23 protein-coding genes and 1 tRNA gene are annotated in these 23,145 nt (G+C 65.2%); 6 read left to right on the forward strand and 18 right to left on the reverse strand.

The genetic code is table 11. From position 1 onward, the window contains the following. The first annotated feature begins 316 nt into the window (after positions 1 to 316). A complete protein-coding gene (locus tag CFR71_RS06535; protein ID WP_110528880.1) occupies positions 317 to 2,506 on the forward strand; it encodes an EAL domain-containing protein in 2,190 nt (729 codons plus the stop codon). 32 nt (positions 2,507 to 2,538) lie between these two features. On the opposite strand, the gene CFR71_RS16440 is transcribed toward CFR71_RS06535, so the two are convergent. Next, a complete protein-coding gene (locus tag CFR71_RS16440; protein WP_165832043.1) occupies positions 2,539 to 2,712 on the reverse strand; it encodes a hypothetical protein in 174 nt (57 codons plus the stop codon). Positions 2,713 to 2,981: 269 nt separating this feature from the next. On the opposite strand from CFR71_RS16440, the gene CFR71_RS06540 reads away from it, so the two are divergent. Further along, positions 2,982 to 3,488 (forward strand): GlcG/HbpS family heme-binding protein, encoded by a 507-nt coding sequence (locus CFR71_RS06540; RefSeq protein ID WP_239020294.1) that lies wholly within the window; start codon positions 2,982 to 2,984, stop codon positions 3,486 to 3,488. A 208-nt stretch (positions 3,489 to 3,696) separates the two neighbouring features. Here the strand turns inward: CFR71_RS06540 and CFR71_RS06545 are convergent. The 12 genes from CFR71_RS06545 to CFR71_RS06600 form a co-directional block, all read right to left on the reverse strand. Beyond that, a tRNA-Phe gene (locus CFR71_RS06545) sits at positions 3,697 to 3,772 on the reverse strand. Positions 3,773 to 3,831: 59 nt separating this feature from the next. After that, the gene (locus tag CFR71_RS06550) at positions 3,832 to 4,044 is read right to left on the reverse strand and encodes a DNA gyrase inhibitor YacG (RefSeq protein ID WP_110528885.1); all 213 of its coding nucleotides are present in this window, start codon (positions 4,042 to 4,044) and stop codon (positions 3,832 to 3,834) included. Next, on the reverse strand, positions 4,037 to 5,143 hold the full coding sequence (locus tag CFR71_RS06555; RefSeq protein ID WP_110528888.1) for a ribonuclease E/G: 1,107 nt from the start codon (positions 5,141 to 5,143) through the stop codon (positions 4,037 to 4,039). Before CFR71_RS06555 ends, CFR71_RS06550 begins: the two co-directional genes overlap by 8 nt. 2 nt (positions 5,144 to 5,145) lie before the next feature. Then, positions 5,146 to 5,775 (reverse strand): Maf family protein, encoded by a 630-nt coding sequence (locus CFR71_RS06560; protein WP_110528891.1) that lies wholly within the window; start codon positions 5,773 to 5,775, stop codon positions 5,146 to 5,148. Positions 5,776 to 5,791: 16 nt separating this feature from the next. Beyond that, complete coding sequence (gene infA, locus CFR71_RS06565; protein WP_003622234.1) at positions 5,792 to 6,010, reverse strand: translation initiation factor IF-1; 219 nt, start codon at positions 6,008 to 6,010, stop codon at positions 5,792 to 5,794. A 121-nt stretch (positions 6,011 to 6,131) separates the two neighbouring features. Continuing rightward, complete coding sequence (hisD, locus tag CFR71_RS06570) at positions 6,132 to 7,445, reverse strand: histidinol dehydrogenase (RefSeq protein ID WP_110528894.1); 1,314 nt, start codon at positions 7,443 to 7,445, stop codon at positions 6,132 to 6,134. 9 nt (positions 7,446 to 7,454) lie between these two features. Continuing rightward, positions 7,455 to 8,207 (reverse strand): ATP phosphoribosyltransferase, encoded by a 753-nt coding sequence (gene hisG, locus CFR71_RS06575; protein WP_110529099.1) that lies wholly within the window; start codon positions 8,205 to 8,207, stop codon positions 7,455 to 7,457. 160 nt (positions 8,208 to 8,367) lie between these two features. Then, a complete protein-coding gene (murA, locus tag CFR71_RS06580; RefSeq protein WP_110528897.1) occupies positions 8,368 to 9,630 on the reverse strand; it encodes a UDP-N-acetylglucosamine 1-carboxyvinyltransferase in 1,263 nt (420 codons plus the stop codon). Positions 9,631 to 9,642: 12 nt separating this feature from the next. Beyond that, positions 9,643 to 10,197: a dCTP deaminase gene (gene dcd, locus CFR71_RS06585; RefSeq protein WP_110529103.1), complete on the reverse strand. Its 555-nt coding sequence runs from the start codon at positions 10,195 to 10,197 to the stop codon at positions 9,643 to 9,645. Positions 10,198 to 10,306: 109 nt separating this feature from the next. Then, on the reverse strand, positions 10,307 to 10,525 hold the full coding sequence (locus CFR71_RS06590; protein WP_110528900.1) for a hypothetical protein: 219 nt from the start codon (positions 10,523 to 10,525) through the stop codon (positions 10,307 to 10,309). 70 nt (positions 10,526 to 10,595) lie between these two features. Beyond that, positions 10,596 to 11,750 carry an aromatic ring-hydroxylating oxygenase subunit alpha gene (locus tag CFR71_RS06595; protein WP_110528903.1) on the reverse strand — a complete coding sequence of 385 codons (1,155 nt, stop codon included), beginning with the start codon at positions 11,748 to 11,750 and terminating at the stop codon, positions 10,596 to 10,598. A 254-nt stretch (positions 11,751 to 12,004) separates the two neighbouring features. After that, on the reverse strand, positions 12,005 to 13,237 hold the full coding sequence (locus CFR71_RS06600) for a glycosyltransferase family 4 protein (protein WP_110528906.1): 1,233 nt from the start codon (positions 13,235 to 13,237) through the stop codon (positions 12,005 to 12,007). Positions 13,238 to 13,352: 115 nt separating this feature from the next. Between CFR71_RS06600 and CFR71_RS06605 the strand changes: the two genes are divergently transcribed. The 4 genes from CFR71_RS06605 to infC all read left to right on the forward strand — a co-directional run bounded on the left by CFR71_RS06605 (position 13,353) and on the right by infC (position 18,295). Next, the gene (locus CFR71_RS06605; RefSeq protein ID WP_207781334.1) at positions 13,353 to 14,444 is read left to right on the forward strand and encodes a tetratricopeptide repeat protein; all 1,092 of its coding nucleotides are present in this window, start codon (positions 13,353 to 13,355) and stop codon (positions 14,442 to 14,444) included. A gap of 74 nt (positions 14,445 to 14,518) precedes the next feature. After that, positions 14,519 to 15,421, forward strand: coding sequence for a glycosyltransferase family 9 protein (locus tag CFR71_RS06610; protein WP_110528909.1), 903 nt, complete (start codon positions 14,519 to 14,521; stop codon positions 15,419 to 15,421). Positions 15,422 to 15,462: 41 nt separating this feature from the next. Beyond that, positions 15,463 to 17,385, forward strand: a complete 1,923-nt coding sequence (gene thrS, locus CFR71_RS06615; protein ID WP_110528912.1) for a threonine--tRNA ligase — start codon at positions 15,463 to 15,465, stop codon at positions 17,383 to 17,385. A gap of 388 nt (positions 17,386 to 17,773) precedes the next feature. Continuing rightward, a complete protein-coding gene (gene infC / locus CFR71_RS06620) occupies positions 17,774 to 18,295 on the forward strand; it encodes a translation initiation factor IF-3 (protein ID WP_110528915.1) in 522 nt (173 codons plus the stop codon). Positions 18,296 to 18,368: 73 nt separating this feature from the next. Here the strand turns inward: infC and CFR71_RS06625 are convergent, their stop codons facing one another. The 5 genes from CFR71_RS06625 to CFR71_RS06645 all read right to left on the reverse strand — a co-directional run bounded on the left by CFR71_RS06625 (position 18,369) and on the right by CFR71_RS06645 (position 23,059). After that, positions 18,369 to 19,154 (reverse strand): SIMPL domain-containing protein, encoded by a 786-nt coding sequence (locus CFR71_RS06625; RefSeq protein WP_239020288.1) that lies wholly within the window; start codon positions 19,152 to 19,154, stop codon positions 18,369 to 18,371. Continuing rightward, positions 19,151 to 19,474 (reverse strand): hypothetical protein, encoded by a 324-nt coding sequence (locus CFR71_RS06630; protein WP_239019419.1) that lies wholly within the window; start codon positions 19,472 to 19,474, stop codon positions 19,151 to 19,153. Before CFR71_RS06630 ends, CFR71_RS06625 begins: the two co-directional genes overlap by 4 nt. Positions 19,475 to 19,484: 10 nt before the next feature. Beyond that, positions 19,485 to 20,939, reverse strand: a complete 1,455-nt coding sequence (locus tag CFR71_RS06635) for a sensor histidine kinase (RefSeq protein ID WP_338042955.1) — start codon at positions 20,937 to 20,939, stop codon at positions 19,485 to 19,487. Positions 20,940 to 21,095: 156 nt separating this feature from the next. Further along, positions 21,096 to 21,776, reverse strand: a complete 681-nt coding sequence (locus CFR71_RS06640; RefSeq protein ID WP_110528922.1) for a response regulator transcription factor — start codon at positions 21,774 to 21,776, stop codon at positions 21,096 to 21,098. 146 nt (positions 21,777 to 21,922) lie between these two features. Then, positions 21,923 to 23,059, reverse strand: a complete 1,137-nt coding sequence (locus tag CFR71_RS06645) for a S1C family serine protease (protein ID WP_408889621.1) — start codon at positions 23,057 to 23,059, stop codon at positions 21,923 to 21,925. Positions 23,060 to 23,145 lie beyond the last annotated feature (86 nt).

Below are 23,145 nucleotides of genomic sequence, written 5' to 3' on the forward strand. Positions count from 1 at the left end.
TGCCATCCGGTGCCAGTTTCTTTAATAAATCTCTATCCTTGAAACAGGTATCATTCAGAATTTTATTTGTACATCTGCTCATGCCTCAGGGGCATGCGAGATCTGCCATCACGAGACCCGAAGTATAGATGTGCATGCTATAATATAAAAAACAGAAAAAGTGATATTCGTTTGATGGTTTCGAAGTGATATTCGATACCAGGCAGGATGTTTACATTTCTTGCCATGATGCCTCCGGGCATGTGGCGGCGGCAGGCCGCGATATCCGTCCGGTACCGTATTCCTGACCAGCTTTCGACCGTGGACCCATGACCCGATGAACAAGATCGATACAAAAAACGAGCCTACTCCGCCGCCAATGGATGCCATGGTCGGTCTTGACCTGCTGGAACAGGCATCGGACGGCGTCGTCATCATTGATGACAAGAACAGGATCGTCTTTTTCAACAGCGCGGCCGAAGCGCTGTGGGGTTATGCCAAGCACGAGGTGCTGGGCCGGAACGTAAGCTGCCTTGTCCCCAGCATCTATCGCCAGCAGCATGACGGCTATATCGATGCCAACCGCAAGACGGGCATTAACAAGATCGTCGGCACCTCGCGCGAGGTCACGTTCGAAAGCAAGAGCGGCGATTATATTTCCGGCGAGATGTCGATATCGACCGCGCTGATCGGGCCGGAGAAAAAGCGCTACTACATGGCGTTCATGAAGGGCGTGACGGAAGAGGGACACCGCAAGCGGCTGCTGGACCTCCAGAAGAGCGTCTTCGACGCCCTGTCGGGCGAAACCGTGATCCAGGACGTGGCGGACATGATCTGCCAGGAGGTCGAGGGCTTTGTGCCCAATACGGTCGCCGTCCTGATGCTTCTGGGCGAGGACGGGCACCTGCAGATCCTCTCCGGTCCCGGTCTGCCGCGCCGTTTCGCGCTGGCGCTGGAACGGATGGACCTGACGCCCGCCGACCTGCAGGCGCTGGATCAGGACCCGACCGAGGCCATGTCCATCGTGTGGGAAAGCTATCACGCGCTGGGCGTGTCGCTGGGCCTGTATTCGTGCTGGGCGCTGGGAATCAGGAACCGCAAGGGGCGCACGCTTGGCATCTTCGCCCTGTATTCGCGCAACCAGCACAAGCTGAGCAACTGGCCGCAGAAGATCGTCGAAGGGTGCGTGCCGTTCTGCGGCCTTGTCATCGAACAGCACGAGGCGCGGCAGCACATTTCCCAGCTGTCGAATTATGACCCGCTGACAGGATTCCTGAACCGTTCGGTCGCCCACCGGATGATCAAGACGATGATCTCGCTGCCCAACGATGCGCAGTTCGCGATCTACATGATTGATATCGACCGTTTCCGCGACATCAATGACGCGCTGGGCCACGTCAATGGCGACGCGTTCCTGAAGACGGTGGCGGAACGGCTCAAGAGCCTGTCGCGCAGCAATTACATCCTCAGCCGTTCCGGCGCGAACGAGTTCATTGTCATCGTGCCCAATATCAGCGGCCCGGCGGTGATGGAACTTGCGCGCAAAATCATGAACACCATGCGCGAGCCGATCAATATCTCGGGCAACCAGATCGTGGGGACGGTCTGCATCGGGATCAGCCAGTTTCCGGAACATGGGCCGGATGGTGAATCGCTGCTCAGCTACGCCGAACAGGCGATGCGCAATGCCAAGAAGCAGGGACCGGGCACGTTCCGGGTTGCCTCCAACGAGGATAACAAGGCGGCGCAGGATCGTCTGGTACTCGGGCTTGCGCTGCGGGAATCCATCGCTGATGGCCTGCTGACGCTTTATTACCAGCCGCAGGTGAAAACCAGCACGGGGGAACTGTACGGGGTGGAGGCCCTGTCGCGGTGGAACCATCCGACGCTGGGCAACATCTATCCCTCGCGCTTTATCGCGGTGGCGGAGGAAACCGGCCAGATCGAGGCCATCGGCAAATGGTCGCTGGAACAGGCGATGCGTCAGATCACGCAGTGGGACCGGGCGGGCGTCCATGTGCCAACCGTTTCGGTCAACCTGTCGGCGGGTCACTTCAGGGATCGTTCGCTACCGGGATACCTGTCCAACCTGCTGAGTGAATATTCCGTGCCGGCCCATCGCCTGACGGTGGAAATCACCGAAAGCATCATGATGGAAAAAAATGGCGATACGCTTGGCGTGCTGGACAAGATCCGCAATCTGGGCATCGGCCTGTCGATGGATGATTTCGGGACGGGGTATTCCTCCCTGTCGCGTCTGATGCGCCTGCCGCTGACTGAAATCAAGATCGACCGCAGCTTCATCATGAACCTCGATCACGACGCCAACGCGCAGGCGGTGACCACGGCGGTTGTCGGCATCGGTTCGCGCCTTGGCATGGCCGTGGTGACCGAGGGCGTGGAAACCGAACAGCAGTACGAGATGCTCAAGGCCCTGAACTGCGACGTGATGCAGGGATACCTGTTCGCGCGTCCGATGCCCCCGGAAGAAGTGGAAAAATGGGTCCACGCGCGAGAGGCCAAATAAAAGGCCATTTGAAACCAGCTGGCTGATAAAAATCACAAAAGTTTCTGGGCGCCGCCTTTTTCCCAAAAGGCGGCGTCTTGCTGACTGAAGCGTTTTCCAGAATTTTCTTGGGGCGTGTTGTCAGCTGATAAAATAATAAAAGTTTTTGGGTGTCGCCTTTTTTCAAAAAGGTGACGTCTTTCGAAGCTTTTTGAAAAAATATTCACCAAAAACCTTTCATAATTTCAGTTTATTACTGAGCTTATTCTTTAAATATTCTCTTTTGGTTGCAGTCTTTTGTTCCACACGGAAACGGCAGCGTCCTGCATGGACGGGGCAATGCATGATCGCCGGCTCTGCCGTTCGTCCTGCCGTGGCACATATTGTCATCTGCGGGATGCCTGTTTGCGGTTGTAGGGAACGCTGCTGTTCTCCCATGATGACTGCCGGTCGTACGGTGGCGAAGGGAAACGGGATGACGTGTTCTTACAGGCAGATGGCGTTGGCGGCTGTTCTTGTGGCGTCGCTGGCGGCGCCTGCGGCCCATGCGCAGGGTCATGTCGTCACCATGCAGAAGCTGGACTGGTCCACGGCGGAACGGCTGGCGTCCGAAGCCGTGCGGTACTGCCAGGCACAGGGCTATTCCGTGACGGCGGCGGTTGTCGATACGACAGGCCACCAGCAGGTTGTCATCAAGGGGGACAGCGTGCCGTTGCAGTCGCTGTCGGTTTCCTATCGCAAGGCCTATACCGCCTATTCCTATGGCCTGGCCTTCAACATGAACACGACCAGCGAACTGATCGCGGCAAAGGTGACGGGGCCGGCCAACGGGGCGCTCAACACCATCCCCGAGGTCCTGTTCGTCCCCGGTGGCGTTACCCTGCGCAAGGTGACGGATAACAGCGTGCTGGGCGGTATCGGCGTGTCCGGCGCGCCGGGCGGTGACAAGGACGAAGCCTGCGCCCAGGCCGCCGTGGCGAAATACCGCGCTGATTTTCATTAGGAACTGTTTGAAAACAGCCTGTTGATAAAAAATACCAAAAGTTTTCGGGTGCTGCCTTTTTTCAAAAAGGCGGCGTCTTTTCGAAGCTTTTATGATTTCAGGCTATTACTGGACCTGTCTTTTCAACCAGTCATTCCAGGATCCGGACAGGACGCCTGATATCCGGAAATTGGATGTTGACGCATCAGGCCAGATTTTCGGGAAAGAATGGTGCCCAAGGGCGGGATCGAACCACCGACACTGCGATTTTCAGTCGCATGCTCTACCAACTGAGCTACTTGGGCACCGGAGCCGTTGTCCGGCGGGCCGGGGCGGGGTGAACCGCCCTGACGATGTGCAGGCTTTACCCTACCTCTTCATCGGGATCAACCCGTCTTGTATGATTTTCGTCCATATCGTTGAAATCACTTCCTGCCGGGACCCGGTACTGCCCCGTGAACCAGCGGCCAAGGTCGATATCCGCGCACCGGCGCGAACAGAACGGGCGATAATCGCGGACCATCGGCCTGCCGCATACGGGGCAGGGGGCTGGCGCGTTTTTGGGGGTGTCAGTCATGGTCGTACCTCCATCCTGTCGGGGGCAGGTCGGGCGCGATGACGATGCGCAGGGGACGCGCGGCAAGGCGCGTGAAATCCTCGCCCCATCCGGGGAATGTCCGCATCAGGCGCACGATATCGCATCCGCCATGCAACGTGACCGGTCGCGGTGCCTGCATCCCGCGACAGGCCCGCACCTCCTGCCGCAGGGAACGCAGCAGGCGTCCCGTGACGCTGTCAAGAAGTTCGTGCAGGGGGGGGTGAATGCGCGGGCGCACGATTTCCGCCAGCCCCAGCGCGCTGATGCCCAGAAAGCGCGGGCGCAGCGGGTCGGCGGCCAGGGCCTGTTCGATCGGTTCGGCCAGCGCGCGGCGCTTACGGACCGCAAGCCCGGCGGCATCGAGGACAATCGCCCCCGACAGGTTGCGCAGCCGCAGCTGATGCAGAAGGTCGGGCAATGCCGCGCGGTTCGCCGCGAACTGGGCCGTCTGCTTGGGGCGGCGGTCCATGCTGGCATGCCCGCCATCCATGTCGATCGCGACCAGCGCGGGCGTGGGGGTGATCGTGGCCGACATGCCCCCCGGCAGCGCGACATTGGGATCGGAAAGGGATTCGGCCGCGACCTCGGTTTCCGCGTCGAATGCCAGGGGGTGGCGTTCAAGCCGGGCATGCAGCCCCTCTGGCAGGCGGGCGCCCACGGCGGGGTCGTCAATGACGATGGGGGCCTCGGGCCAGCGCGCGGCCAGGCGTTCCACCGGGCCCGCGCCGCGCGACAGCAGGGCGGGCGGTCCGTCGGCGGCGCGGGGGTCGGGAATGCCACGCAGGCTCAGCCGCACGCCCTTGCCGCCCTGCGCGCTGCGGCTGACGCGCACCAGCAGGGCGGTGCCCTGCGTCACGGGGCCGGCCCCTTCCGAATCCGGCAGGAAGCCTGTCTGCCCGTCCGTCAGGTCAATGAACGTGCCGCCCAGCGCGGGGACATGCGCGTTGACGCGGCCACGATACAGGTCGCCCACCCCATCGGGCAGGTCGGGCCGCCACAACGCGTAATCAAGCAGGCGGTCGCCATCGGTCAGGGCAACCCGCATTTCGCCCGGGCCACTTGCCACGCGGATCAGCATGCTCACGCAATCCAGTCCCCATCCTGCCCGCGCAGCATCTGCGCGACCTCGAACAGCGGCAGGCCGACCACGCCGGAATAGCTGCCCGACAGGAACCGCACGAAGGCCGCGGCATGCCCCTGGATGGCATAGCCGCCGGCCTTTCCCTGCCAGTCGCCGGCGGCGATCAGGGCCTCGGTCTGGCGGGGGGTCAGACGGGAAAACGCGACGGTGCTGCTGACGATGCGGGTGCTGGCGCGCCCCTGCGTCCACGCGGCGGTGGGGCGCAGCGTTACGGCCGTCAGGACGCTGTGGCGGCGCCCCGACAGCAGCGAAAGGCAGCGCCGCGCGGTCGGCGCGTCCTCGGCCTTGGGCAGGATGCGCCGTCCGGCGGCGACCACCGTGTCGGCCCCGATCACAAGGGCGGGGACATCAAGGGAGGAGGCGACGGCATCGGCCTTTTCTTCAGCCATGCGCAGCGCATAGGCACGGGGAAGTTCCCCCTGCATCGGGCTTTCATCGATGTCGGCGGCAATGACCCGGTCGGGGGTCAGGCCGATCTGCCGCAGGAGATCAAGACGCCGGGGCGAGGCAGAGGCAAGAACAAGCTGCGCGCCCGTTCCCGTGGCGAAGGAACCGGGGGTCCGGGTCATGATCGGACGGTCCGTCTTATTTGAAACGGAACGTGATGCGACCCTTGCTCAGGTCATAGGGGGTCATTTCGACGTTCACGCGATCCCCGGCCAGGACGCGGATGCGGTTCTTGCGCATCTTGCCGCTGGTATGGGCCAGGATCATGTGTTCATTATCCAGCTTGACGCGGAACATGGCGTTGGGGAGCAGCTCGGTAACCGTGCCGCTGAATTCGATCATGTCTTCCTTGGACATCGTATCCTTCAATCGTGTTGGTTGGGTATGGTGAAAAAAGGCCGCGCGCGACGCGGAAAAAACTTCCGCGCCGCGCCGACAGGAATACAAGGGTGGATATGTGGGGATTGTTCCCCCATGGTCAAGCTTTACCCGACCCGCGCGCCAGATCCTCCAGCCGGACCGACACGCTCAGCGCATGCGCGTCCAGCCCTTCGGCCTGCGCCAGCGCCACGGCGGCAGGCCCGATTTCACGCAGCGAGTCCGCCTTGGCGTCGATAAAGGTCGTGCGCTTGAGGAAATCGAACACCGACAGGCCGGAGGCAAAGCGCGCGGTGCTGCTGGTGGGCAGCACATGGTTCGGGCCGCCGACATAATCGCCGATCGCCTCGGGGCAGTAACGGCCAAGGAAGATGGCGCCCGCGTGCCGCACCCTGTCGAAGACCGGCCTGGGATCATCCATCACCAGTTCCAGATGCTCCGGCGCGATTTCATTGACCAGCGTGACCGCCTCGTCCAGGTCGCGCACCGTGATGATCGCGCCGTGGGCGTCCCAGCTTGCCCTGGCGATTTCCGCCCGCGGCAGCGTGCGCAGCTCGGCCTCCACCGCGTCCTGCACCGCCTGCGCCAGCGCGGCGTCGGGCGTGATCAGGACGGCCTGCGCCATGGGGTCATGTTCCGCCTGCGCCAGCAGGTCGAGCGCAAGGGCGCGCGGGTCGTTGGCGTCCGCCGCCACGATCACGATTTCAGACGGCCCGGCGATGCTGTCGATTCCCACCCGGCCAAAGACCTGGCGCTTGGCCTCCGCCACATAGGCGTTGCCCGGTCCCACCACGCGATCGACCGCCGGGATGGTCGCGGTGCCATAGGCCAGTGCGCCCACCGCCTGCGCCCCGCCGACGCGGTAAATCTCGCGCACCCCGGCGCGGCGGGCGGCGGCCAGCACCAGCGGGTTGAGCACGCCGTCAGGCGTCGGCACGCACATGGCCAGCCGCGCGACCCCCGCGACGCGCGCGGGCAGCGCATTCATCAGCACGGACGAGGGATAGGCCGCCGTGCCGCCCGGGACATACAGCCCCACCGCGTCCAGCGGCGTCCAGCGCATGCCCAGCGTTACCCCCTGCGCATCGACATAGCGCAGGTCGGCGGGAAGCTGCGCGCGGTGGAAGGATTCGATCCGGGTCGCCGCCACGTCGAGCGCCGCATGCAGCTTCAGCGGCACCTCCGCGCAGGCGGCGTCGATTTCCGCGTCGGAAATGCGCAGGCGCGCGGGCGTGACGTCCATGCGGTCGAACCGCCGGGTAAACTCGCACAGGGCAGCGTCGCCATCGCGACGCACCGCCGCAAGGATTTCGGTCACGGGGCCATCGACCCGCGCGGTGTCGCTGTCGCGGTCCGCCAGCAGTCGTGCGAAATCGGCGCGGAAATCAGGGCTGCTGGTATCAAGGCGGTTCATGGCCGGGCGTTATCCCTCGGACTGTGTCGTGCCGGACGCAAGGGCCTGGCGGAAACGGTTGATGATGCCCCCGATGCGTTCGGGCTGCGTCTTGAAGGCCGTGCGGTTGACGATCAGGCGGCTGGTGACATGCGCGATGGTGCGCACCTCCTCCAGCCCGTTGGCCCGCAGGGTGGATCCCGTGTCCACCAGATCGACGATCAGGTGCGACAGGCCCAGCACGGGGGCCAGTTCCATCGCGCCATGCAGGTGCACGATGTCGGCATTGATCCCCTGCGCCGCGAAATGCCGCCGCGTGACGGAGGGATACTTGGTCGCGACGCGCACCTGCGACCACTGCTGCTGGTCATCGAACTGGTGGCTGCCACGCGGCTGCGCGATGGAAATGCGGCATCCGCCGATGCGCAGGTCCAGCGGCGCATAGATTTCGGGATAATCGAATTCCATCAGCACGTCGGCCCCGCACAGCCCCACCTGCGCGCCGCCAAAGGCCACGAACGTCGCCACGTCAAAGGAACGCACCCGCACCACGTCAAGCAGCGGATCATTGGTGGAAAAGCGCAGCAGCCGGCTGCTTTCATCCGTGAAATCCGGGGCCGGTACGATGCCTGTCGCCTTCAGCAGGGGGGCGGCAGCCCTGAGGATACGCCCCTTCGGCAGGGCGATGATGATCGGGCTGTCCGTTTCCGGAACAAAGCTGGAGGCCGGGGTCAGGACGGTCACTGCATTCTCCGCACAAGTGCAAACGCGCCCGGACCGCATCACAAATGGCGTGACAGGCGCAATAATGTCGCATGGGCGCATACCACACTCCGCCCCCATGCAGAAAGGGCGCTTTTCACCGGAATTGCCCATTCCGGCGACCTGCCGTGCGGATTACGCGGGGGCGCGGGCCACCGGATGGGTGCCCGCGCGCGCCGGATCAGCCCGCGACGCGTTCGATCTGCGCCCCGCACTGCGCCAGCTTGCGTTCGACCGCCTCGTACCCGCGGTCGAGGTGATAGACGCGGCTGAGGATCGTCTCCCCATGGGCGGCAAGCCCCGCGAGGATCAGCGAGAACGAGGCCCGCAGGTCGGTCGCCATGACCGGCGCGCCCGACAGGGAATGCACGCCACGGATGATGGCGGACGACCCGTGCACGTTGATGCGCGCGCCCATGCGGTTGAGTTCGGGGACATGCATGAAACGGTTTTCGAAAATCGTCTCCGTGACCATGGACGCCCCTTCCGCGACCGACAGCAGCGCCATGAACTGCGCCTGCATGTCGGTGGGAAAGCCGGGATAGGGTTCGGTCATGATGTCCACGCCCCGCAACGCGCCGGTGCGCCGCACGCGCAGCGCGCCTTCCTCCTGAAAGACTTCCGCGCCCGCTTCCTCCAGCGCGCGCACGACGGCGCCAAGATGCTCGCCCCGCCCGTCGATCAGGCGCAGGTCACCCCCGGTAATCGCGGCGGCACAGGCATAGGTGCCGCATTCGATGCGGTCGGGCATCACCCGGTATTCGGTGCCATGCAGCGCATCGACGCCCTCGATCACCAGCGTTCCGCTGCCCGCGCCGGTGATGCGCGCGCCCATGGCGTTGAGGCAGCCGACAAGGTCGCCGATTTCGGGTTCGCGCGCGGCATTGACGATTTCGGTGCGTCCCTTTGCCAGGCATGACGCCATCAGCAGGTTTTCCGTCGCCCCCACCGATGCGAACGGCAGGATGATGCGCGCGCCCGTCAGGCCACCGGGCGCATGGGCGTTGATATAGCCATTTTCCAGCGTGATCTTCGCGCCCAGCGCCTCCAGCCCCTTGAGGTGCATGTCCACCGGGCGCGTGCCGATCGCGCATCCGCCGGGCAGGGAGACCCGTGCCTCCCCACACCGTGCGAGCAGCGGGCCAAGGACAAGGATCGACGCCCGCATCTTGGAGACGATGTTGTAGGGGGCTTCCGTATTGGTGATCGGCCCGCCGACGGACAGCACTGATCCCGTCCCGTCGAGGTCCTCCACCACAAGGCCATGCTGCTGCAAAAGGGTGCGCATCGTGCGGATGTCCGCGATGCGCGGGACATTCGACAGGATCAGCGGTTCTGAGGTCAGAAGCCCCGCGACCAGCAGCTTGAGCGCCGAATTCTTGGCCCCGCCGATGACGATGTCGCCATGAAGGCGGTGTCCGCCACGGATGATGAAACGGTCCATTGCCCTGCTCTCCTACATCCGTGGCGGGGCGACGCCGCGCTGTCCCATGTATTTTCCCGCCCGGTCCGCATAGCTGACCTCGCACGGCGACGCGCCCTGAAAGAACAGGAACTGGCAGATGCCTTCATTGGCGTAGATGCGCGCGGGCAGGGGGGTGGTGTTGCTGATTTCGATCGTGACCTGGCCTTCCCATTCCGGTTCCAGCGGCGTCACGTTCACGATGATGCCGCACCGGGCATAGGTCGACTTGCCCAGGCACACGACAAGCGTGTCGCGCGGGATGCGGAAATATTCCACCGTGTGCGCCAGGACGAAGCTGTGGGGCGGGATGGTGCAGCAGTCGCCATGGCGGGTGACGAAGCTGTTTTCCGCGAAATTCTTGGGGTCCACCACCGCGTTGTCGACATCGGTGAAAATCTTGAATTCCGACGCCACGCGCGCGTCGTAGCCGTAGGAGGACAGGCCGTAGGAAATCACGCCCTCGCGGTTCTGTTTTTCGACAAAGGGTTCGATCATGCCGGATTCGACGGCCATGCGGCGAATCCAGGAGTCGGGCATTATTGGCATGAGGTCCCTTTCTTCATGCATCGGGGAGGGCATGTCCCACGCGGGCAGGCTGCGACCACTAGCGAAGGTGGTCGAGTCGCGCAATCGTGTTATGCGCCGGGGGCGTGCTTTATGTCCGGGGCGTGCCGTATGTCCGGGGCGTGCCGTCAGATGGCGGCGCCGTGTCTGGCGTGGCGCGGGCGCGCATCTGCTGCTTGCGGCGGCGCAGGTTGTCGCGCAGGGCCTGCGCCTCGCGCTGCTGGCGGGCGATGCGGCTGGCCTCGGCGCGCGCGCTCTGTGCCTTGGTGGGGCCGTGGGCGCTGTCGGGCGGGGGGGGCGCGTCTGTCATGCGGGCGGGAACCGTCTGGCCCCGCCGCGCGATGGCGGCGGGGCGGGGGATGTCAGGGGCTGTGGTGGGATCAGGCCGCGCCGGCGGGGGCGGGGTTCGCCGTTTCGGGCATGCCCTTGCCGGCCGGAACGCCGCAGCGCACCAGCAGTTCACGCAGCGCCTTGACCACGGGGAAGATTTCCACGTTGCGGTCGCCGCCCTGTTCGTTCCATGCCTGCTGTTCCAGTTCCACGATATCCTTGTCCTCAAGGAAGATGCGGTTGGTGAACCAGCCCAGCGCGGGCCAGATCAGGTCGATCAGCAGCGGCGTCTGCGGGCGCAGCACCGACAGCAGGCCAAAGGACTGCGTGACGCGCTGGTCCTTGTCCACGGGGACATAGGCGACCCACAGGTCCATGATCAGGTCGCCATCCTTGTCGTGGATCTGCAGCGTCTGGTACGGATAGGTCGTACGGATGGTGACGACCTCCTCCACCGGCTGTTCCGCGCCCTTGAGGTCCTTGTGCTTGCCAAAGATCAGGCGTTCGGCCAGCGGCTGCTGGCCCGCGCTGCGCATGAAGCTGTAGCGGGCCTCGATGAAGTTCTCGCCCTTGTCCTGCCCCAGGAAGCGCGCCTTGATCTGGCCCATCTGGCGGCGGTGCAGGAACTGGTGGTTCATGTCCATCAGGTTTTCGTGCATGAACGTGTAATGGCAGTCCACGCGCGGGCTGAAATGCTTGGTCTTGTAGGCGGGGTTGTCCACGCTTCCCAGCTTGGGGAAGGGAACGGTGTCCGCCTTTTCCGGGTCGCCGGGGAAGATGAAGACAAGGCCGCCCGCTTCGCGGCAGGGATAGGTGCGCACGCCGTTGGGCAGCTTGCCCTTGCCAAGATACGGGACGTCGATGCAGCGTCCCGACCGCCCGAACGCCCACCCGTGATAGCAGCAGCGCACGGTCTGTCCGTTGACGGTACCCTTGCTCAGCGGCACCTGACGGTGGGGGCAGCGGTCATACAGCGCGAAGACGCTGCCTTCCTCCGGGCGGACCAGCGCGATGGGCACGCCGGCATAGCGCACGCCAAACGCCTTTCCCTTGCGCACCTGTGACGACCATGCGACCGGGAACCAGAAATTGGGGTCCGTATCGACGGTGCGCAGGTCGGGATGTGACGTGGCGGGCGTGGCTGGCGCCGTTGTGGCCTGGTCCCGCTGCGGGGCCTCCGTCTGGACAGAAAGTGTATCGCTCATGTTGAGGCCCCGAAATTCCTGTTTGTTATGATCTGCGGATCGTACGTCATCCGGTTGCATGGCGTATCCATGAAATTCTTGCACGAGAATTTCAATCGCCTTGCGGCTTGTAAATCCCCTGTGTGCATATGGCATATGCCGTGACGGGGTGGCTGCGGTGCTTTCGCCATGACCCGTGCGGCAGATCAATGCCGCATGGCACGCGACATGCCATGCTGGCGATACGGCGTCGCATGCCCCGCCCGGCCCCCTGCTTACGAGGCCTGCTGGGCCAGGTCGTAATCGTGCATCAGGGTGCTGGTGTTATGGAGGAATGCCTCCGCCAGCCCGGCATGAAGAAGCTCGTCATAGACCGCCAGCGTCGCATACTGCATGCCGTGGCTGGTGTAATGCGCCATCACGTTTTCCCGCGCCGTGGCGGCCATGGCCGTGCGCTGTTCGGGCGTCATGCCCAGGGCCGTGCGGATCGCCTCCGCCAGGGCGATGGCGTCGCCGGGCGGAAAGGTAAAGCCCGTCACCCCGTCTTCCACCGTTTCCAGCGCCGCGCCGTGGGCGGCGACCACGACGGGCCGGCCCATGGCCTGTGCCTCCACCACGACGCGGCCAAAGGGTTCGGGCCGCAGGGACGGGACGACCACAAGGTCCGCCAGCATCATGGCGGCGGGCATGTCCGCGCAGTGGCCGGCAAAGCGCACCCGTTCACGCAGTCCCGTCTCCTTCGTGCGTTCCACCAGCGCCTGCGTGTGCCTGTCGCGTTCCTTCGCATCGCCGACGAAGACGCAGACCCATTCCCGCCCGCACCCGCCCGTCCGTTCCATCCGCGCCAGCGCGTCAAGCAGCAGCATCTGCCCCTTCCACGCCGTGATCCGTCCGGGCAGCAGGATGATGGCGGCCTGATCGGGCAGGTCCCATTTGTCCAGCAGGCCCTGCACCCTGTTGCCGCGCACGCCCTGCGGGTCGAAGCGCGTCACGTCCGCCCCGCGCGGGATCAGGCGCAGCCGGTCGTCGCCCACCCTGTATTCCGTGCGCAGCCTGTGTGCGATGTATTCGCTGACGGCGATGACCCGCTGCCCCGATGCCATGACGGCATTGTACCGCCGCTTTCCGGGGATGTTGTTGCCATAGACGCCATGCCACGTCGTCACCAGCGGCACGCCCGTGCGGCGGCAGGCGGACGCCGCCGCCCATGCCGGCGCGCGTGAGCGCGCGTGAACCAGCCTTACGGAATACTGGCGTATGATCTGCGCCAGGCGCAGCGAATTGCGCAGGATGGAGAACGGGTTCTTGGCCCGCAGGTCCAGATGGACCGGCGTTGCGCCGACATAGCGCAGTTTCGGGATCAGCCGCCCGCCCGCGCTGGCGACCAGGGCCGTGCCGCCGGCCTGCGTGATGGCGGCGGCCATTTCGATGGTGCCCTGTTCGATGCCGCCTGATTCAAGGGCTGGCAGGACCTGAAGGATGACAGGGCGCGTGGTCACGAATTCCATTTCGGAATATGTATCACGTAAGCGACAGTTCTGCACCGCCTGTTGCAACATGTTGGGGTATCATCGCGTGTAGGTACTTGACGTTGGCCGGACAGGGGAGGACGAAGGAATCATTATGATAACTTTTCCATGCATGTTTCCGTCGGCCTGCATCCGGTTTTCCGCCCGGCGTTCCGCGTTTCACGGCGCGTCCGCCATGCGCTGGCCCGGGCTGTGCATGCGTGCCATGCAACTGGGGATGATTGTCGTGGCGCTGGAGTCGGCGGGCACCGCCGCGATCGCCGCGCGCGCGACCACGGTGGCGCGCGATACCCCTGACGAAACCGGCGCCACGCACGCGCGACAGGACGGCGCGGCCCTGCATCCCGCCGCCCCGGTTTCTGCGGGGCAGGGCGGCGCGACGGACGGGGCAGGGCGTGGCTTTTCATTTTCCACCTGCCAGTCGCACCTGTCGGACGATCCCGATGGCACCCGCGATTATGCCGAGGACTGGGAGGAGCATGGCGGCGGCGCGGAGGCGCAGTACTGCGGCGCGCTGGCGGAAATGGCGCTGGGCGACGTGGGCGACGCGGCGGGGACGCTGGACCGCCTGTCGCATGTCGCGCACTGGCCCCTTGGGGAGCCCGCGAACCAGGGAAAGGCGGCCTCCCCGGCGACAAGGGAGAAAACGGCCACGACCGCCGTCCCCCCGGTGGATGACATCGCCCATGATACCCCCGATTCCCTGCGCCGCCGCGCCCATGTGGCCGAAGAGGCCGCGCGGGCATGGCAGGCGAACGACAGCCCGCGACAGGCCCTCGACAGCGCGGCCTACGGCCTGCGGCTTGATCCGGGCGACATGACGCTGCATGTGATCCATGCGCGCATTTCGGTGGACATGGGCATGGCGCAGCAGGCGATATCCGACCTGACGCCGCTGCCGGACGACGCCACGCTGCGGGTCGATGCGCTGGTGACGCGCGCGGCGGCCAACCGTGAACTCGGCCATATCGACCTTGCCGCTACCGACATCGCCAGCGCCCTGCGGCAGTCGCCCCACAATGTCGCCGCCGCGCTGGAATGCGGCATCCTCAACGAACGTCAGGGCAAGCTGGAGGAAGCGCGCGCCAACTGGCAGGAGGTGATCGCGCTGGCCCCCGATTCGCATGAGGCGGACCTCGCCCGGCAGGACCTTTCCCTGCTGGAGGCCGACCCGGCCGCGCCCTGACGGGGGCTGCGCTGGATGGTGGATGCGCGGCCTCCGGGTTGTGCGGGCCGGAGAATGGGGCGATAGGTACCACCATGCAGCGTATCCTTGTCATCCGCCTGAGCGCGCTGGGTGATTTCGTCCAGTCCTTCGCGCCATTCGCGGCCATTCGCGAACATCACCGCCATGACAGCGTCACCCTGCTGACGACAGCGCCGTTCGTCGAACTCGCCCGGGCGTCGCCATGGTTCGATCATGTGGAGGTCGACCCCCGCGCGCCATGGTACAACCTGCGCGCGGTCATGGCGATGCGCGGGCTGCTGCGCCGGTACGACTTCATCTACGACCTGCAGACATCGCGGCGGACGACGCGGTATTTCCACCTTTCGGGGCATGATGCGTGGTCGGGCATCGCCCCTGGCGCCCGCGCCCGCCACGACAACCCGCAGCGTCAGGCCATGCACAACCGCGCGCGCCAGCGCGACCAGCTGCGCCGCGCCGGCATCGCGGAGGTGCCGGAGCCGGACCTGTCATGGCTTGCGGCATATGGCCCGCGCCTGCCCGGCCCCTATGCGCTGCTGGTGCCGGGCACATCGCCCCGCCATCCTGTCAAGCGCTGGCCGGTCGAACGTTTCGCGGGGCTTGCGTCGCGGCTGTGGGCGCGCGGACTGCGCCCGGTCGTCGTCGGCGGCAGGGCGGACGCGCCGCTGGCGGCCGCGATTTCCGCCGCGTGCGACGCGACGCTGGACCTGACGGGGCGCACCAGCCTGCTGGAACTGGGCGGGATCGCCGCGCGGGCCGCGGTTGCGGTGGGAAACGATACCGGACCCATGCACCTTGCCGCCGCGATGGGCGCGCCCTGCGTCGTGCTGTTTTCACGCGCGGGCGACCCCGCGCTCAGCGCGCCGATGGGGTGCCGGCCGGGGCAGGTACGGGTGCTGTGGGCGCGTGATCTGGCCACTTTGCACATCGACAGGGTTGCAGCCGCGCTCGGCTGACGCCATTACAGCGTGACATATTTTTTTCGGAGCACCAGAACATGCCTGCCATCACCCTGCCTGACGGATCCGTACGCCGCTTTGACGGGGCGGTGACGGGCACTACGGTGGCGCAGTCCATTGGCGCGGGCCTTGCGCGCGCGGCCCTTGCGATGGAGGTGGATGGCCGCCTGATGGATATCGGCCGCAGCATCGACCACGACGCGCGCGTCCGTTTCATCACCCGCAAGGATACCGAGTCGCTGGAGATGATCCGCCACGACGCCGCCCATGTGCTGGCCGAGGCGGTGCAGTCGCTGTGGCCGGGGACGCAGGTGACGATCGGCCCGTCGATCGAAAACGGCTTCTATTACGATTTCTATCGCAACGAGCCCTTCACGCCAGAGGATTTCCCCCGCATCGAGGCACGGATGCGCGAGATCATCGACGCGAACACCCCCTTCACGCGTGAGACGTGGCCGCGCGAGGAAGCGATCCGCTTTTTCGAGGACCGGGGCGAGCGTTTCAAGGCGGAACTGATCCGCGACCTGCCTGCGGACGAGGAAATCTCCATCTACCGGCAGGGGGAATGGCTGGACCTGTGCCGTGGCCCGCACCTGCGCAGCACGGGCGACATCGGCAAGGCGTTCCGCCTGATGAAGGTGGCCGGGGCGTACTGGCGTGGCGACCATCGCAACCCCATGCTGACGCGCATCTATGGCACGGCGTGGCGCGACCAGAAGGAACTCGACGCGCATCTCCACCAGCTTGAGGAGGCCGAGCGCCGCGACCATCGCCGCATCGGGCGCGAGATGGACCTGTTCCATATCCAGGAAGAGGCGGTGGGCCAGATCTTCTGGCACCCCAAGGGCTGGCGGCTGTATTCGGTGCTGCAGGACTACATGCGCCGCGCGCAGAACCGCAATGGGTATCAGGAGGTCCGCACCCCCCAGCTGGTCGATCGCGGCCTGTGGGAGGCATCGGGCCACTGGGACAAGTATCGCGAGCACATGTTCATCGCCACGGTAGAGGACGAGGACAAGACCCTCGCGCTCAAGCCGATGAACTGCCCGTGCCATGTGCAGATTTTTCGCCACGGGCTGCGTTCGTATCGCGAACTGCCGCTGCGCATGGCGGAATTCGGGGCCTGCCACCGTTACGAGCCGTCGGGCGCGCTGCATGGGATCATGCGGGTGCGCGGCTTTACGCAGGATGACGCGCACATCTTCTGCACCGAGGACCAGATCGCGGACGAGACGGCGCGTTTCGTGCGGATGCTTTCATCGGTTTACAAGGACCTTGGCTTCGAGCATTTCCGCGTGAAATTCGCCGACCGCCCCGAACAGCGCTCCGGTGACGACGCGACATGGGACCGTGCGGAAAATGCGCTGAAGGTCGCATGCGACATGGCGGGCGTGACCTATGAACACAATCCGGGCGAGGGCGCGTTCTATGGCCCGAAGCTGGAATTCGTGCTGCGTGACGCCATCGGCCGTGACTGGCAGTGCGGGACGCTGCAGGTCGATTACGTGCTGCCCGAACGGCTTGATGCGTCCTATGTGGGCGAGGACAGCGCGCGGCACCGTCCCGTCATGCTGCATCGCGCGATCCTCGGCTCGTTCGAGCGCTTCCTTGGCATCCTGATCGAACAGCATGCCGGACGTTTCCCGATGTGGCTGGCCCCGGTGCAGGTTGTCGTCGCCTCCATCGTCACCGATGCGGAGCCCTATGCCCGCGAGGTGGTGGAAAAGCTGCAGGCCGCGGGCCTTGTGGTGGAGGCCGACGTGCGCAACGAGAAGATCAACGCCAAGATTCGCGAACACAGCCTGGCGCGCGTGCCCGTCATCCTGGTGGTCGGCCGCAAGGAGGCGGAGGAGCGGACCGTCGCCCTGCGTCGCCTTGGCGGCAAGGCGCAGGAGATACTGCCCCTTGACGCGGCGGTGACGGCGCTGGCGCATGAAGCGACCCCGCCCGACCTGCGATAGGGCATCGCCAGCGCAACGTGGTTTTCAGTCAGTCGGGTGATACCCCACGGATTAAGGGTTCCCGGACGCCGCCTTTCCCCCGGATGGCGGCGTTTGCACGGGTCATTTCATGATGTTTCACGAACCGGCGGCCTGAAACATTCCGCCGGTTGCGTCTGGCAGGGGGCTGCGTGCAAGCCATGCATGGCTGGCCCCGTGCGGGTTATTGCACACGGGACTTGATCTGGCCCTTGTGTTTGCGCCACATATTGCCACATCAGCAGAGTCCGCAGGGCCGCATGCCATCGTTTCCGTCCGGGTTCGGGCGCATTTTGGCGTGGGACGCCGGCGGTTGTCGCGCCGATATCTGAATGCACAGTCACAGGAGATGACCATAGCCAGACCCCCGATGCCCACTCCGCCGAACCGAGAGGGGCCCCGTGTCAATGAGGAGATACGCGTTCCGCAGGTCCGCCTGATCGATGCAGACGGCGAAATGCTGGGAATCATGCCGATGCGTGACGCCCTTGCACGCGCGTATGCAGCGGGTCTCGACCTGCTGGAAATCAGCCCGAACGCCGAGCCGCCCGTCGCGAAGATTCTCGATTACGGGAAGTTCAAGTACGAGCAGCAGAAGAAGCGCAACGAAGCCCGCAAGAAGCAGAAAGTCATCGAAATCAAGGAAGTCAAGGTTCGTCCGAATATCGACGAAAATGACTACCAGGTGAAGATGCGGGCCATGAAGAACTTCATTGGCGAAGGTGACAAGGTCAAGGTCACGCTGCGTTTCCGTGGTCGCGAAATGGCGCATCAGGATCTGGGCATCAAGGTTCTGGAGCGCGTTCGCAATGAAATGGACGAAATCGCGAAGGTCGAGCATATGCCCAAGCTCGAAAATCGCCAGATGATCATGGTCCTCGCCCCGCGCTGATACGCGTCTGGCGGCAGGTCCGATCATGCGAAAGCCCGGGTCGTCCGATCCGGGCTTTTTTCATGCCCGCCGGTTACGGATGCAGCACGAAGGTCGCATCCGCCTGCGCCGTGACGTCCTGATCGGCGGCGGGGGCCTGCGGGGCGGCGACTTCCGATCGCGCGGCCATCATCATCATGGGCATCGGGCGCGGCATTTCCTGGTCATTCAGCGTCACCGACTCGATCCGCGCGATCTTCAGCCCCAGCGCCCCCGCCGCCGCCTGGGCGCGCTGCTGCAGCTCATGCAGCGCCAGCCCTTCCGCCTGCTGCAGCAGGGCCGTGCGGCGGTCGCGCGACAGCGACCAGTCCAGCTGCGACAGGGCAAGGTTTTCCGACTGGATGCGGCCCAGCAGCGGCAGCAGGATGCTGCCGTCCGTCGCGCTGACGCGGATGGTCTGGCGCGCGACCCACTGCGCCGGGCGGCCGGCATGGGGATCGGCGTCCTGATGACGGACGGAATAGGATTCCGCACTGATGGTCAGGCCCGTGATGGGCCGCATCGTCGCCATGGCCTTGTCCACCTGCGCATTGACCTGTCCCTGCGCGCCGGCGGCGGTGGGGGCGGTGGATTCGGCAAAGAAGACGGCCGTCAGCCTGTCGGGGGGCGCATGCACGGTGCCTGTGGCCGACAGCATCAGTTTCGTGCTGGCATCATCGGGCGTCGTCATGGCGGACCCTGTCGTGGTGGTGGCCGCATGGGCGGACATGACGGGACCCATCATGCCTGCAGCCAGAAGAAGGGAAAAAAGGCCGCGCGGGCCATGCCGCCGTGCCCGATGATGCCGGGACGCGCGCATGGGGGACAGGGCATCGGTCATGAATGGGTGGTTTCCTTGAGTTCGACCAGCGCGCGGCGCAGCCTGATGATACCCGAACGTACATGTCCCTCCCGGCACAGGTCGGCGCCCTGCGCCCGCAGGTCGTCGATGTCGTGGGGCAGTCCGGGGCCATAGGCATCGATGATGCCGATCAGGCGGTTGCAGAAGGCAGGCGTATCGCTGGTGATGATGACGGGCTTGTCCCCGCTGGCGCGGGCGACGCCGGTGGTGGCGACATTGTCGCCCGCCATGGCGGCCCCGGAATGGCCACACAGGCAGAGGCTCATCACAAAAAAGGCGGGGACCGTGACCGGTTGCATGCTCATCCGTCTATAATACGTCACTGTTGGTGTCGTGCTGATGGGAGAAATGTGAAGTTCGTGTCATGTCTGGCATGTCGTCGTCGAACGGGTCATATCCGTATTCCGCCAGTGCGGAGGACGCGACCGGCAGCAGCAGACGCACCACAAGCCCCGGCTGCTGGCGGGAGAGCTGTATTTCCCCCCCATGCAGGTGCACGATGGCGCGCACCATCGCCAGCCCCAGCCCGGACCCCGGCGTGTTGCGGGCCTTTTCGGCGCGGAAGAACCGTTCGGTGGCGCGTTCCATGTCCTCGTCGCTCATGCCGATTCCCTCGTCACGGATTTCAACCCTCAGGATCGCGCCGCCCGCGGGCGTGACCAGGCGTCCCGTGGCGACGGGGGCGATATGGGCCGAAAGGCGGACGGTCGAATGTTCGGGGGAAAACTTGATGGCGTTGTCCAGCAGGTTGGCCACCGCCTGCTGGATCAGGGAACGGTCGCCGTAAAAGGGCAGGACGTCGTCCATGTCCAGTTCCAGCCCGATGCCGTGCGTTTCGGCCACGGCCTCGTACAGGTCCGCGATATCGAACAGGACGGGCCGCAGGTCGAACGTGGCAAAGGCGGAACGGCGGGCCCCCGTCTCGATCTGCGCGATGCGTAGCAGGGCCTCGAACACGGCGGTGATGTTGTCGAGGTTGCCGACCGCGCGTTCGATGGCCGCGCGCAGTTCGTCGGCGTCGCGGGCATGCAGTGCCGCGTCCTCCAGCTGCGTGCGCGCGCGTGTGATGGGGGTGCGCAGGTCATGGGCGATGGAATTGGAAACCTCCCGCACGCCATCCATCAGGCGCACGATCCGGTCGAGCATCTCGTTGATCGCCTCGGCCACCTGGTCCATCTCGTCGCCGTTGCCCACCAGCGGCATGCGGCGGTTCAGGTCGCCATGGGCGATGGCCGAGGTGGTGCGTGCCACCGTCTTGACCATGCGGCGGAAGATGCGGTGGACCAGCATCGCCCCGCTGACGGCAAGCAGCGTGACCATCACCCACGCCCATAACAGCGAATCCGTCAGCAGACGCCGCAGGATGCTGCGCGCGCGCATGTCGCGCCCCACCAGCAGCTTGTACCCGCTGTCCAGCTGTCCCGCCGTGTGGGTCTGTGCCGTGCCCGGCAGGCGATAGGCATGCAGTTCCGCAAGTCCGCGCAGCCCCGCGCGCGTATCGGGCAGGGAATACCAGCGATCGGTATATTCCACCTTTGCCGGCCATGATGACACGTTCCCCGCAAGGTAATTCCCCTCCGGGTCGATCACCATGTAGATCGCGTCATCGTCGAGGTTCTGCTCCAGCCGGTCCTCGATCGTCAGGGCCAGCGTGGGTACGCCCCCCATGACCCAGCGTTCGGCCAGCGCGCGGGCGTCGGCATTGATCGCGGTTTCGACCTGGCGTTCCAGAAAGCCGATCGTCCCCCACCATATGAAGGACATGAACAGGATGGACGACAGCGCGAACAGCACCCCGTAAGCCAGCGAGAAGCGCAGGCTGGCGGAGCGGAACGCCCGCAGCCGCGGCCTGCGCGGCGCGGTGTCATGCAGGGGGGCGGGGTCCTTCACGGGTGGCGATGTCCCGCCCGCCGGGCCACGTCATTCCGCACGCAGCATGTATCCCGCGTTGCGGATGGTATGGATCAGCGGCGTGCCAAACGGCTTGTCCACCTTCTGGCGCAGGCGCGAGACATGGACGTCGATCACGTTGGTCTGCGGGTCGAAATGGTAATCCCACACCCCTTCAAGCAGCATGGTGCGCGTCACGACCTGCCCCGTATGGCGCGTCAGGTATTCCAGCAGGCGGAATTCACGCGGCTGCAGGTCGATTTTCTGTCCCGCCCGGCGTACGGTGCGCGACAGCAGGTCGATTTCAAGGTCGGCGACCACCAGCTTGGTCTGCGGCACCTGTTCGGTGCGCCCGCGCCGGCCCAGCGCCTCCACCCGGGCGAGGAGTTCGCTGAAGGCAAAGGGCTTGGTCACGTAATCGTCGCCACCGGCCTTCAGCCCCTGCACGCGGTCATCGACATCCGCCAGCGCCGACAGCAGCAGCACGGGCGTCGTGTTGTTCTGCGCGCGGATCGTTTCCAGCAGGCGCAGTCCGTCAATCCCGCCCGGCAGCATCCGGTCGAGGATGATGAGGTCGAATTTCTCGCTGACCGCCAGGAACAGCCCGTCCTTGCCATTGTCTGTCAGTTCGGTCAGGTGGCCTGCCTCGCGCAGGCCCTTGGCCACGAAGTTGCGAACCGTCGGGTCGTCTTCCACCACAAGAATATGCACGTTACCTCACTGATCGGCAGTCCGGTTGTCATTCTACGCCCGTCGCGCGACATGGCCAGAGCGGATGCGGCGCGCGGACATTACCGATGTTACATATGGATTGGTGGCCCGGCCGTTAAGGGGCGGACGGACCATGCCCGCGCCGTTCAGTCGTCCGTGTCGTCGGGGCGGTATCCGACAACCGCCGGAATGGCCAGGGTGTCATGGCGGCGGCGGACATGCAGCACGACGGTGGAGGCCGGGCGCTTTGCGGCGATGGAGCGGATCAGCATGCGTGAACTGTCGATGGGTTCGTCGTTTACTGCGGTGATGTAATCGCCGATATGCAGCCCCGCCTTCATCGCCGGGCCGCCCCGGTCGATTCCCACGATTTCCACCCCTGGCACATGGGTATCGCCCCCATCCGTCAGCGTGACGCCAAGCCAGCCACGGTCGATATGCCCGTTGCGGCGCAGTTCCTCGACGATCGGGGCCACGATTTCGGACGGGATGCCGAAACCGATTCCCACCGATCCCCCGGTGGGCGAGACGATGGCGGTATTGAGGGCCACCACCTGCCCGCTGAGGTTGAAGGACGGGCCGCCCGAATTGCCCGGATTGATCGGCGCGTCGAGTTGGAGGAAGTCATCGAACGGGCTGGTCCCGATATCGCGTCCCCGGGCGGACACGATGCCCGCCGTCACGGATGACCCCAGCCCGAACGGGTTGCCCGCCGCCATGATCCAGTCGCCGATATTCACCAGCCTGCTGTCGCCCCACCTGACGAAGGGCAGGGGATGGGGGGGCTGGACCTTGATGACCGCGATATCCGTCAGGTCATCGCTGCCGATCAGGTGCGCGGGCAGTTCCGTCCCATCCGTCAGCGAGACGGTGATGTGGTCGGCATCGCCCACGACATGGGTGTTCGTGACGACAATGCCGTCGGGGTCGATGATGAATCCCGATCCCGCGCCCAGCATTTCCTCCCCGTGGGAGCGCATGCGTTCGCGGAATTTATGCTCGAACGGGGTGCCCCGCACGCTTGGCAGCACGCGCTGCCCGTTGCGCTGGCCGGTTGCGTCCTGCGTCACCGCGATGTTGACCACCGCCGGTCCCACCATCCGCACCAGCGGCGCGAATGTCAGCGGCCCCGACGCGACCACTGGCGGCGCGGGGGGGGCGAACAGGGACGCGGCGTCCGGCGACACGGGCCTGGGCGACACGGGCTGGGGCGATACGGGCGCGGGCGCGGTCACTGGTGCCACCGCCTGCGCCCGCGCGGCGTGGGCAGGGCAGCAGGCCATGGCCACGATCAGTGGCGCGATCACAGGCGGGCGGGAAAGGCGGCGGGCCATATAAATCCGTAACGGGTCAGGGCGCGGGGTTACCC

The sequence above is a fragment of the Novacetimonas pomaceti genome, from assembly GCF_003207955.1.
Classification (GTDB): Bacteria; Pseudomonadota; Alphaproteobacteria; order Acetobacterales; family Acetobacteraceae; genus Novacetimonas; species Novacetimonas pomaceti.